At 69.8% G+C, this 12,324-nt stretch carries 9 protein-coding genes; all 9 read right to left on the reverse strand.

The annotated features are described in order from the left end of the window. Positions 1–83: 83 nt before the first annotated feature. The 9 genes from CWS50_RS09475 to CWS50_RS09515 all read right to left on the reverse strand — a co-directional run bounded on the left by CWS50_RS09475 (position 84) and on the right by CWS50_RS09515 (position 12,321). Positions 84–1,553 carry an FGGY-family carbohydrate kinase gene (locus CWS50_RS09475; protein ID WP_127842593.1) on the reverse strand — a complete coding sequence of 490 codons (1,470 nt, stop codon included), beginning with the start codon at positions 1,551–1,553 and terminating at the stop codon, positions 84–86. Between the two features lie 166 nt (positions 1,554–1,719). Then, positions 1,720–2,808: a D-ribose ABC transporter substrate-binding protein gene (locus CWS50_RS09480; RefSeq protein ID WP_127842594.1), complete on the reverse strand. Its 1,089-nt coding sequence runs from the start codon at positions 2,806–2,808 to the stop codon at positions 1,720–1,722. After that, positions 2,805–4,148 (reverse strand): ABC transporter permease, encoded by a 1,344-nt coding sequence (locus tag CWS50_RS09485; RefSeq protein WP_127842595.1) that lies wholly within the window; start codon positions 4,146–4,148, stop codon positions 2,805–2,807. The genes CWS50_RS09480 and CWS50_RS09485 overlap by 4 nt, the downstream gene beginning before the upstream one ends. 158 nt (positions 4,149–4,306) lie before the next feature. Next, positions 4,307–5,851, reverse strand: coding sequence for a sugar ABC transporter ATP-binding protein (locus CWS50_RS09490; RefSeq protein ID WP_127842596.1), 1,545 nt, complete (start codon positions 5,849–5,851; stop codon positions 4,307–4,309). Next, complete coding sequence (locus CWS50_RS09495; protein WP_164860118.1) at positions 5,848–6,483, reverse strand: DUF2291 family protein; 636 nt, start codon at positions 6,481–6,483, stop codon at positions 5,848–5,850. Before CWS50_RS09495 ends, CWS50_RS09490 begins: the two co-directional genes overlap by 4 nt. Before the next feature lie 330 nt (positions 6,484–6,813). Further along, positions 6,814–7,776, reverse strand: a complete 963-nt coding sequence (locus CWS50_RS09500) for a ribokinase (protein WP_127842598.1) — start codon at positions 7,774–7,776, stop codon at positions 6,814–6,816. 735 nt (positions 7,777–8,511) lie between these two features. Further along, positions 8,512–10,479, reverse strand: a complete 1,968-nt coding sequence (locus CWS50_RS09505) for a right-handed parallel beta-helix repeat-containing protein (protein ID WP_127842599.1) — start codon at positions 10,477–10,479, stop codon at positions 8,512–8,514. A gap of 70 nt (positions 10,480–10,549) precedes the next feature. After that, positions 10,550–11,383, reverse strand: a complete 834-nt coding sequence (locus CWS50_RS09510; protein ID WP_127843387.1) for a carbohydrate ABC transporter permease — start codon at positions 11,381–11,383, stop codon at positions 10,550–10,552. Then, positions 11,383–12,321 (reverse strand): carbohydrate ABC transporter permease, encoded by a 939-nt coding sequence (locus tag CWS50_RS09515; protein WP_127842600.1) that lies wholly within the window; start codon positions 12,319–12,321, stop codon positions 11,383–11,385. Before CWS50_RS09515 ends, CWS50_RS09510 begins: the two co-directional genes overlap by 1 nt. Positions 12,322–12,324: the final 3 nt, after the last annotated feature.

Consider the following 12,324-nt stretch of genomic DNA (forward strand, 5'->3'; position numbering starts at 1 on the left):
AGGTGTGGACTGGCTGCGGTGGGCGGCCAGCAGCATCCGGGGCCTTCTGGCACCCCGCCCGGCTGCGGGGCCACCGTGAGGGCTCACGAGCCGGGGGCCAGGCGGGAGCGGGCCAGAGCGTGGGACCACCGGGTGCGGGCGCAGGAGCGCTGGTGCTCGTCGAGCACCGGGTGGTAGCGCCTGCCGCCCTGCTCCTGCTGGCCCGGCAGGGGTGTCGGCACTTCCCAGCCCAGGCGGGTGAAACCCATAAGGGCTGCGCCCAGGGCGGAGATCTCCGCATCGGCGCTGACCATGACGTCACGGCCCAGCAGGTCGGCCTGGGTCTGCATGAGCAGGCAGGAGGCGGTGGCCCCGCCGTCGGCGTGCAGGACGGTCAGGTCCTGCGCCCCCAGTGCATCGACGACGTCGGCGACCTGGTGGGCCACGCTCTCCAGGGCCGCGCGAGCCAGGTGCCCGCGGCTGGAACCAGCAGTGACGCCGGTGATGACGCCCACGGCCTGGCGGTCCCACCAGGGGGCGCCCAGCCCGGTGAAGGCGGGTACCAGGCTGACACCGGCAGCGTCCTCCACGGTAGCCGCCAGCGCGTCAAGGCCCCTGCCCGCCTCCACCCCCAGGAGCCGGGCGGTCCAGTCCATGGCAGTCCCAGAGGCGACGATATTGCCCTCGTGACCGTAGACGGGCTCCTCGGTCAACCAGGCCAGGGTGGTGGACACGCCCCGGCGCACGGAGGGCTGCGCACCTGCGGGCACCATGACGGAGGAGCCAGTGCCGTAGGTGGCCTTGCCCTCGGCAGGGGTACGGCAGCCGTGTCCGAACAGCGCGGCGTGGGAGTCGCCCAGCACTCCAACCACCGGCACCCCGTCGGGAAGCACCTCCAGCCCCCTGGTGGAGCCGAAGTCGGCGTTGGAGGCCACCACCTGGGGCAGAATCTCCCTGGCCACGCCGAAGAGGTCGCACATGGGCTGCGACCACTCCAGCGTGGACAGGTCCAGCAGCAGGGTGCGCGAGGCGTTACCCGCCTCGATGACGTAGGAGTCCTGGCCGGTCAGGCGTGACACCAGCCAGGAGTCGACCGTGCCCACCCGCACCTGCCCGTCCACGGCCCCGGCACTGGCACCGAGCCGGTCCAGCAGGTAGCGCATCTTCGGGGCGGAGAACATAGGGTCCAGGGACAGGCCGGTGGCCACGGACACGGCGAGCTCGCGCTCCGGGGAACGCAGCCAGTCACAGAACTCGGCGGTACGGGAGTCCTGCCAGCCGATGACGGGGCCGAGCGCGGCACCGGTGCGCGCGTCCCAGGCAACCACGGACTCGCGCTGGTTGGAGATGGCGACACCCTCCGGGACTGCGTCGAGACCCCCGAGGCAGGCCCTGATCGCCTCGACCTGAGCCTTCCAGACGGCGTCGGCGTCCTGCTCCACCCAGCCGGGGCGCGGGTAGGCCACGGGCACGGGTGCCGACCCTGCTGCCAGGACGGTACCGTCACGCGCCACGGCGAGGGCCTTGGCGTTGGTGGTGCCCTCGTCGAGGGCGAGGATGTAGGGGGTACTCATCAGAAGGCTCCTCTGTGAGGACAGCGGGCCGCCACACGGGCGACGGACAGGAGAGAATAAGCATTCATCTTTGAATGATGTCTGTGCTCAGACTAGCAGACGACACTGCGCAGCACCAGTCCTGCCCGTCTGGCTCCCCGCCCCCGCACCACTGTCGCGACGGACCCTAGGAGTCCTCCTCCATCTCGAAGAGGGTGTAGCCCTGCGCGTTGGACTCGTCGATGAGCACGCAGTCCACGAGCTGCTTCTCCCTCTTCCCGGTACTGCCACCGGTCACGTAGGCGTGGGCCTGCTCCACCGCCATCTGGGCGATGAGCACGGCGGGCTGCATGCCGGTGGCGAGCATGGTGCCCGCCTTGATGGCGTCCACGGCGTCAGGACTGCCGTCGAACCCGGCCACCACGATGTCACCAGTGCGCCCGGCCTGCTGGACAGCAGCCACCGCCCCCACGGCCATGGTGTCGTTGCCACAGATGATGGCCTGGATGCCGCTGTCGCGCTGCAGCAGGGTCTCCACCTTGGTGTAGGCCTCCTGCTGGTCCCAGTTGGCGGTCTCCTGGCCAGCGAGCTCCAGGCCCTCGTACTGGTCCAGCACAGAGTGGAAGGCCGTGGAGCGCACCGCCGCGTTGGTGTCGGTCTCACGCCCGACCAGCTCGTAGTAGCGCCCCTTTCCCTGAAGCTCCTCGGCCAGCCGCTGGGCCACCAGCGCCGCCCCCTGGGAGTTGTTGGCCACGATCTGGGCCTGGACGATCCCCGCCTCATTGATCTCGCGGTCGATGAGGAACACGGGCACCCCGGCCTCCACGGCCCTGCGGGAGGCCCCCTCGGTGGAGTCAGCGCCCGCGTTGTCCAGGATGATGGCCGCCGCGCGTTGGGAGACCGCGGAGTCGATGAGCTCGGACTGCACGTTGACGTCGTCGCGGTGGGAGAAGGCCGTGGCCGCGTACCCCAGGGCGCGCGCTCTGTCCACGGCTGCGTCAGCCTCGGTCTTGAAGTAGGGGTTGTCGTGGGCCGGGGTGATGACGGCGATGTAGTCCGAGTCCGCGCCCCGCGAGGAGCAGGCGCCCAGGGCAGCCAGCGCCGGCAGCGCGACGCAGCCGACCAGCGAGGCCCTCAGGAGGCTGCGCCGCGTGGGCACCACAGCAGCTGCACCGGGCGTCAGCGCAGCGGCTGGTGTCCCGGCCAGCAGCGCGGCCGAGGCCGCCGGAGGAGCGGGCAGAGCCGGCAGGACTGTCAGGGGTGTCCGGGGCGTCATTGCGGGTCCTCCCTGTCATCCGTCGCTGTCGGCAGGGAAGCCGACCGGGAGGCCGCCGCCTCCGTCCGGGTCTCGGTCTGGGCCTGGGTCTGTGTCCGGGTCTGCGCCTGCGGCCGCCGGGCGCTCGCGGCACCCTCGCCTGTCTCGCCAGGCGGACCGGCCCGCGCACCCGTACTGGCCTCTCCGCCCAGGCTGGTCCGCTCGGCCTCCAGCCTGACGCTGCGGGCGGCCTGGGCGGCGGCCCGGGAGCGCTCCAGGCGCTGCTGGCCCTGGTCGAGCACCACGGCCAGGACGATGACCAGACCCTTGAGGAAGGTCTGCCAGAACGAGGAGACCCCGACCAGCACCAGCCCGTCGTTGAGGAAGCCGATGACGAAGGCGCCGATAAGCGCCCCCTTGACGTCCCCGCGCCCTCCGGCCAGGGAGGCCCCGCCGATGACGACCGCCGCGATGGCGTTCATCTCGTAGGTCTCGCCCGCCGCGGGGGCGGCGGCTGTCAGCTCTGAGGCGATAATGAGCCCGGCCAGGGCGGCGAAGAACCCTGAGGCCATGTAGACGCGCATCTTCACCCGGTTCACCGGCACCCCGGAGAGCTCAGCGGCCCGCTCGTTGCCACCCACGGCGTACAACCACCTCCCGAAGGGCGCCCGGGCGACCAGGAGCGCCACGAGCGCCCCGAGGACGATCATGAGCCACACCGAGGTAGGCAGGCCCAGGAACCGTGAGACGCCCAGAACGTAGAATCCGGTGTTGCCCAGCCCTTCCGCGCCGTCAAGGTCGGAGTAGGTCTCCCCGCCAGAGATGAGCAGAGCGGCCCCCCTAGCCATGTACAGGGAGCCGAGGGTGGCGATGAAGGGGGCCACGCGGAAACGGGTGACCAGGAGACCGTTGAGCGCACCCACTCCTGTTCCCACGAGCAGGGCGACGATGACGACGACAAGTACCGAAGGGTAGGCGTTGAGGTCCAGGAGGGACAGGTGCGTCCCACGCAGCATGACACCCGCGACCACGCCGGTCAGGCCTACTACCGACCCCACCGACAAGTCGATGCCCCCGGTGAGGATGACCAGGAGCATTCCCAGGGCGAGCAGGGCGTTGTAGGCCACGTGCTTGGTCATGGACACGAGGTTCGTCGGGTCCAGGAAGCTGCTGGACAGCGAGGCGAAGACGACGACGAGGACGATGAGGGCGATGAAGGCGCGCTGCGCCATGAGGAACTCTCCCAGGCTGCGGTCGCCGACGCGCAGGCCGGTACGCGCCAGACGTGCGTCAGGAGGGGTGGACTGGGCCGACGAGGGCGTCGGGCCGGGCGGAGTGGATGAGGTGGTCGGGGTGGTCATGGGCGGCCGTCCTGGGTAGATATCCTGAGTGGGTTTTGCGTGAGGGGATGAAGGTGATGAGGGTCAGTCGCGAGGTGGTGCGGGTGAGGCCCAGTCGGACGGACGCGGTAGTCGCGACGGTCGTGCCATCACTCCGGCGAGGCGAGCAGGTGCGGCTGTCACGCGGTCCTCAGCTGCTCACCCGTGGCGGCCATGACCTGGTCGCGGGTGGCGGTGCACGGGTCCAGCTCAGCCACCAGGCGCCCCCGGGCCATGACCAGGAGCCTGGTACTGGCCTGCAGAGCCTCGGCCAGCTCGGAGGTGGCCAGGAGCACTCCGGCGCCGGATCCGGCGATCTGCGCCGTCGTGGCGAAGATGTCCGACCTGGCGCCGATGTCCACGCCCCGTGTGGGCTCGTCCAGCAGCACCAGGCGCGGGGCAGTCATGAGCACCTTGGCCAGGACCACCTTCTGCTGGTTGCCGCCGGACAGGGAGGTGATAGGTGCAGAGGCGGACTCCGTCTTGACCCGCACTGCCTCGATCCCCCTGCCCACCTCGGCGGCCTCCCGCCGCCTGTGGATGGTGCCCGCCCGGGTGAGGCGTCTCAGGGCGGCCAGCGACATGTTGGAGCCCACGCTCATGACTTGGACCAGCCCGTCAGCCTGGCGGTCCTCCGGCGCCAGGACCACGCCCTGGTCGATCCTGTCGGCCACCGAGGTAGCGGTGACGTCCCGCCCGTCCAGAAGGATCCGCCCTGCGGCCGGGCGGTGGCGGCCGGCCAGGGTCTCTAGCAGCTCGGTGCGCCCGGCGCCCATGAGCCCGTAGACGGCGACGACCTCGCCCTCCCTCACGCTCAAGGACACCGTGTCCACCGCGAGGCGGGAGGGGTTGGCTGGGTCGGGCACCACAAGGTCCTCCACCTGGAGAACCACTTGTCCCGGGCTCGCCGTGATGGCGGGGAAAAGGTCAGACTGGTCGCGTCCGGCCATGGTGCGCACGATCCAGGGCAGGTCCACCTCCGCCACGGGACGGCTGGCCACCAGCCTGCCGTCCCGAAGGACGACGGCAGTGTCCGCGACTTCCAAGCACTCGTCCATGTGGTGGGAGATGTAGACCACGGCGACGCCACGGGAGGTCAGGTCGCGGATGACACTGAAGAGGACCTCGACCTCGGAGGCGGACAGGGCGGAGGTGGGCTCGTCCATGATGAGTACTCGGGCGTCCTCGTCCAGGGCGCGGGCGATCTCGACGAGTTGCTGCTGGCCCAGGCTCAGGTCGCCCACCAGGGCGCCAGGGTCGATCTCCTCCCCCAACCGCTCCAGGACGGCGCGGGTGGCCTCGCGCTCACGGCGCCTGGCCACACCGGTGGGCCCAGCCAGCTCGCGACCCAGGAAGATGTTGTCCACCACGGAGAGGTTGGGGCACAGGCTGAGCTCCTGGTGGATGATCGCCACGCCCAGCGCCACCGCCTGCGCCGGGGAGGCGAGGAGCACCGGCTGCCCGTCGAGCTCGACGGTCCCCGAGCTGGGCTGCTCCACGCCGGAGAGTATCTTCATCAGCGTGGACTTCCCGGCTCCATTCTCCCCAATGAGGGCGAGAACCTCGCCCTGGTGGACCTCCAGGTCCACGCCGCGCAGCGCGTGGGTGGCCCCATAGGCCTTGGTGACACCCCGCCCCGCGAGGACCACTGGCCGAGTGGGCGCCGTCGGCCGCCCCGCCGTCATGACCCGACCTTGATGCTTACGGGCACGACGGTGATGGCCTGGGGGTCGGAATAGGCAAAGGCGCCGGTCACGGTGACCGTCCTCCCGCCCAGCGAGGCTAGGTCCGCTGGGACTAGGACGTCGTCGCGGACCTGCTCGTTGAGGGTAATGCCCACCTGGGCGTAGTCGATCTGGTTGGTGAACATGTCAAAGGTGGTCTCCCCCGTGACGTCCCGCAGCGCCGTCCCGGTCAGTGCCGGCCCGGTGGGCACGTAGACGGCCACACCCCGGGGCATGCCGTCCACCTGGACCGAGACGGTGCCGAAGCCTCCCCCACCCACGATGCCGCTGAAGGTGGTGGCGTAGGTGTAGGCGGCCTCGCCGTCACGCTGGCCGTGCTGCTCGGCGGCAGCGTCCTCGTCAGCCTCCAGATCGGCCGCGAGCTCGGGAAGGGGGACCGCGTTATCCTCCACGTAGGCAACGACGTCGGAGTAGGTGTCCGTCGCGTAGTCGACGGGGTCGACGCTGTCACCTGACAGGATCGCCTCAGCCTCGGAGGGCGAGACGAACCGGGTGCCCAGGAGACAGACGGCCACCAGCACCGCCGCCGCCACCGTGCGCCACAGAATTGGGCGGCGCCAGACCGCGCTCACCCCTGCCCGCACCCTCCGGCCTCCACCCTGCCTGCCCGGCCTGCTCGAGGTGCTCCTGCCTGTGCCGCTGTCCGTAGTGCTGTCTATCCGTGCCACGCGAGAGCCTCCTTGCTCCGGCAGACCCACCAGGGCTGACGCACCAACCTGGTGTATATACATTCATCGTCGAATGGACTACATCCATGCTCTCACGTCCACCCTCGGACGTCAAGAGCTGGCCCTGGAGGTGCTGGGGCGTGCAGCGGCCCTCACGCCCGCCCCCGGGCGTGAGGAGGATGTTAAGGAGGATGTACCGCACTGGCACGAGCGGAGCCGGGATACCGCACCCCGCTACCGCGGCAGCTCGTCCCTGGGCCCCGGGTAGGAGTCCTGGGCGCCACGGCCAGTGCAGGCGTAGGCCCCCACCCGCACCCCGGTCTCCACAGCCTGGGCGAGCGTGCCACCCGCCGCCAGGCTGGCCGCCAGCGCACCCACGAAGGCGTCCCCGGCACCCACCGTGTCCACCACCGCCACCCGGGGCGAGGGGACGGCCAGCAGCCTGTCGGGCTCTGCCGCCTCCAGCGCGACCGCGCCCCGCTCCCCCAGGGTCATGACCACCGAGGCCAGGCCCTGGGCCAGGAGGGCGCGGGCCACCGCGACGTCCGGGTCGTCCCGCCCCTCCCAGGAGGCCGGGACGAGCCCGAAGACCTCCGTGAGGACCAGTCGGCCCTCGTGCTCGTTGACCACCAGAGGGTCTGCCAGGCGCACAACCTGCGCCTCCAGCGGGATGACGGGAGCAAGGTTGAGAAGGATACGAGGCCGCCCGGGGAGCCCGGCCCCGCCCCCACCAGCCTGTCCGCACGCCACACCCACGGCCGCAGCCACCGCGCCAGGAGGAACCTCTCCCTGGAGCACCAGGACGCTGGCACGGGTAATCGCTGGCGCGGCCGCCTCCACCTGGGCGGTGCCAACCAACCCGTTGGCGCCCGGGACGACGACGATGGTGTTCCGCCCAGAACCATCCACCACGCACACGGCCAGCCCCGTGGGCGCATCCAGGCCAGCCACCAGGGACGTGTCCACGCCCACCTGTGACAGGCGGCTCAGGGCGACGGCAGCGTTGGCGTCGTCGCCGACGGCCCCCACCATGCGCACCTCGGCCCCGCGCAGGGCGGCGGCGAGCGCCTGGTTGGCCCCCTTGCCGCCGGGACTCGTGCGGCCACCAGCGCCCAGAAGGGTCTCCCCCGGCCCGGGCAGACGCTCCACAGTCACGTTGAGATCCACGTTGAGCGACCCCACCACCACGACACTCATGGGCATCCTCCTTGATGCATGGCTGCGCCCGCTGTGAGCAACACAGGCCGCGAACCGCTGCCAGGGGCCGATGTCCCCGTCCCTCCTCCCACACAGGATACCGGTCCGGGAGCCGGGGCGCCCGGGCACCTGCTCCGCTGCCGCAGGTACGAGGTCCCGCGCCTGTGGCGCCACGGGCCACAGCAGCACCTGGAAGCCAGGCGGGACTGCGGTCGGTTGCGCCCCTGGACTCACCAGGCCCACCCGGACGGTCTGCCCCTGGCTGGCGTTGCTGGCCGCAGCCAGCGGGACTCGCCAGGCCCACCCAGACGACCTGCGGAGCACGGACCTTTCGTTGAGGCTGTTCCAGGTGAGACGCAGCGGCGCGAGCCTGCCTGGCACGGTTCCCGCCTGGGCGGAAACCGTCTAGCCAGAGCAGAGTGACGCGAGCCAAGCTCGCGCACCGTGGCGCTCCGAACGTACAGGCAGACTGGCACGGCTCCAGCCCTTGCTGACGTACTCCATCCACCCTGACAAGATCCGCGCCAGCTCCCCTGTCACGGTTCCCGCTGAGGTGGAACTGCTCAAACAGCTATGCCCCACTCACCCAGAAAATATGACGGCACTCACAGGGGCAGTCTCGCCGCTACCCCCTGGCGGCCCTGCCTGTGTCGTCCCAACGTCCTTCTACGAGGAAGACACCCTTGCGCCCCTGACGAGTGCCCCAGTCTGCACGGGCTACCAGAGCACACGGGGCTACCAGAGGCGCAGGCGGTTGGCTCCCGGCCTCAGGCAGGCCAGCGGGCCGACCGGGTAGGCGCAGCCGCGCTCCTTGACCTGGCCGGTCAGGTCGACGTCGGCAGCGGCCTCGGAGCCGTCGGGGTCCTCCCAGGCGGCGCCGGGGTACCAGGCACGTCCCAGGTCACGGCCCGCGACCGGAAGCGAGGCTGCCTGGCCGAAGGCCTCCGGCAGCTCGACGGCGAGCACGACACCGCCGCCCACGTCCTTGATGACAGCACGGACCTCCCCCAGGTGGGTCGCACGTGTCTCCGCCTCATATGCGGGGGCACCGTTGGCGTAGGCGTTGTCGCGCACGTGCACGGGAAGCGCTACCCCCTCGAAGCGCTGGTGGTCCCCCTGGGAGGGGTCGCTCACCTGGGCGAGGTAGGCGTCCACGCCGTGGGGATGGCCGTCAAGCAGCGCGGTGCCGTCGCTGATCCTGCGGTGGACGGGCGGGTTGACGAAGGCGGACTCCCCCACGGTGGACAGGAACAGGTTGGCGATGTAGCGGTCATCGCCACCACGGACGGCCGCGTAGCCAGCCACCTGCGTGGAGTGCGGCAGGTGGTAGGGGGTGGGACGCTCGATGACGGACTGATTGGCGACCACACCGAGCAGGAGGTTGTTGACGTAGGCCCCGCCCTGGGAGTGCCCCTCCAGGCTGACCGGAGAGGCGAGGACGTTGTGGTCCACCAGGTAGGGACCGTGGCTGACCTCGATGAACAGGTCGCGGGTGTTGCTGCGGTAGATGTTGCGGGTCACCCGTGCTCCCTGAGCCTGCCAGTCCAACCAGGTGCCCAGCGTGCAGTCCTCAATGAGGTTGTGGCGGATGACGGTGTCGATGGCGGCGTGCAGCTTGATGCCGGCGATCTCGTAGCCGTAGAACTCTCGCCTGGTGGCGACGTGGTGGATGTGGTTGTCCTCGATCACCGAGAACACGCAGCCCAGGTGCCCGACGACACCGGCCTGCCCGCAGTCGTGGATGTGGTTGCGGCGCACCACGTGCGAGCCGATCAGCTCCTTGGACCAGCCCACGCGAAGGGCGGAGAACACCGACTCCAGCTGGTACTGGTAGCCAGGCTTGTCCAGGCGCTCGGCGGCCCAGTTGGCGCCGGAGGAGTTCTCCTTGCCCAGCGACACGGCAGAGCACCTGGCGTCGTGGATGTCGCAGTCCTCGATCACCCAGCCCTTGGCCCAGTTAGGTCCGATCAGCCCCGGCTGGTCGGCTGTCGGCGGCGCCCAGGGGGTGGCCGCCTGCGCCAGCTCCAGGCCGCGCACCGTAATGTAGTCAATGTGGTGCATGTCCGGGTAGAAGACCGAGCGGCGCACGTTGACCTCGACCAGCACCTCGTTGGGGTCCACCTGGCCGAAGTTCGCCCACACGGTGGTGGCCTCCTCCCCGACCTCGGCGTACCAGACACGCTGGGTCCACTCGGGGTCACGCACCGGCTCCGGTGTACCGGTCCACTGGTCCACGTCCTGGGTCCGGCGCGGCGGGGCGTCCACCTCCTCACGGCTGGTGACCTCGTCCATGCCGCGCCCGTCCAGGTACACCTCACCCAGGTGCTTTCGCGGTGCCTGCCGGGACTCGTACACGATCCAGTCGCCCTCGACCTCCTCGGCAAAGGGGTTGAAGTCGCCGAACATGGCGTTGGGCAGGACAGCCCGCCACGCGGCGCCGTCCTCCCGCTCCCAGCCAGTCACGGGCTCAGAGCCCTTGACCACCGGGCGCTCACCAGGAGCGGCAGCGAAGGTTATCCGCTGGTCCTCGCCGCGACCCGCCCGCGGGGGCCGCACCCACTCACGGTAGGTACCGTCGTGGACGAGGACGGTGTCGCCGGGCATGGCCACGCGAGCGGCCCGGCTGATAGTGCGCAGCGGTGTGGCGGCGTCGCCGGAGGCGGTGTCGGAGCCAGCCGGGGACACGTGGATCACTGTGGGCATATGGATACTCGTTTCTGTTGCTGAGGGTGAGCCGGGGCGGTGTCCCCGCACCGAAGGTGGTTCGTTGCGGCTACCTACCGACGCCAGCCGTCAGTCCCGCCACCATCTGGCGGCGTCCCAGCGCGTAGGCGAGGACGAGCGGCAGGGCGGAGAGCACGACAGCGGCAAGGATGGCGGGCGTGTTGGAGGAGAAGGCTCCCTGGAAGCTCCACAGTGACAGCGGCAGGACACGCCTGTCTGCACTCTGGGTCAGCACCAGGGGGAAGAGGAAGCCGTTCCACACGTTGAGGGCGTCGTAGATCGCCACGGTCACGAGCGCGGGTCGGCACATGGGGGCGGCCAGGCGCCAGAGCATCTGCCAGTCCGTGGCCCCGTCAACCTTCATCGACTCGAACAGTTCGCGGGGCACGTCACGCAGGAAGTTCGTGAGGATGAGCACCGAGATCGGGATGGCGAAGGCGACCGAGGGCAGGATGAGTGCCCAGAGGGTGTCGTAGAGGCCGAGCTGTACGATCAGGTAGTAGACGGGCACGATGGTCGCCTGAATCGGGATCGCGATGCCCAGCAGGAACAGGGAGAGGACCCGGCTGGAGAAGGCGGTCCGGCTGCGCACGACCACGTAGGCGGCCATAAAGGCCACGAGGAGGGTGGCGGCGACGGCTGCCGCCGTGACGACGACAGAGTTGAGGAAGTAGGTCCAGAAGTCGTTGGCGAAGACCTCGGCGTAGGCTGCCAGCGTCGGGCTGCCTGGCAGCGACAGCGGGTTCTCGACGTAGTAGTCGGCCTGCCTGCGCAGGCTCGTCACGACAACGTAGTAGACAGGAACAACGGCGACAAGCAGCCAGACCCAGCCGAGCAGCCCGCCTACCAGGTTGGGACGTGCGCTCGAGCGACGCAGTAACATCACACTGCTCCTTCCATGTCGCTGTCCATCCTCGAGCTGCCGGAGACGTGGTTGAGCAGCCAGGCGACGAGCAGGCCGACGACGACCAGGATGACGCCGATCACGCTGGCTCCACCCATGTCGTAGGAGCGGAAGCCGACCAGGTACATGTCCAGGGGGAGGACACGTGTGGCGTCAGCGGGACCTCCCGCCGTCATGACGAAGATGAGGTCGAAGTACGTCAGGGAGCCAGTGATCATCAAGGTAGACGAGGTGATGAGCGTGTTACGCAACTGCGGCAGGGTGATGTAGAAGAAGCTCTGCACCCGGCTGGCACCGTCGATCATGGCAGCCTCGTAGAGGCTGGCAGGGATCTGACGGACGGCCCCCTGGTAGAGCAGGGAGTGGAAGGGGACGAAGCACCAGGCGATGACCGCCATGATGGTGGGCAGTGCCAGCCTGGGGTCGCCCAGGAAGTCCTGGGACAGGACACCCAGGCCCAGTGCCCGCGACATGCCGAAGCCGGGGTCCAGGAGCGCGGTGAAGGCGATACCCACGGCGGTGGCACTGAACAGGAGCGGCAGGAAGTACAGCACCGACAGCACGGCGCGGTAGCGCTGCTGCCCGGCCATGAAGACGCCCAGGAGCACGCTGAGCGGGGTCTGGAGGACCCAGCACATCACCGTCATGACCAGGGTCAGGACAATCGCGTGCTGCGTGGTGCTGCTGGTGAGCATCCGGGTCCAGTTGCTGGTGCCTGCGGGGGACAGCGGCCCCAGGCCGTCCCACCTCATGAAGGACAGCACGAGAACGCCAGCCAGCGGCACCAGGGCGAAGCAGCCGAAGAAGACGAGTGCCGGCGCAGCGTACCAGGCGGAGGGGCCAGCACCGCGCCCTCGTGCCCTGTGGCTGCGGCTCTGTCGACGCGGGGTTGTAATCGGGGTGGTAATCACGGTCATAGC

It is taken from the genome of Actinomyces wuliandei (genome assembly GCF_004010955.1).
GTDB classification, from domain to species: domain Bacteria; phylum Actinomycetota; class Actinomycetes; order Actinomycetales; family Actinomycetaceae; genus Actinomyces; species Actinomyces wuliandei.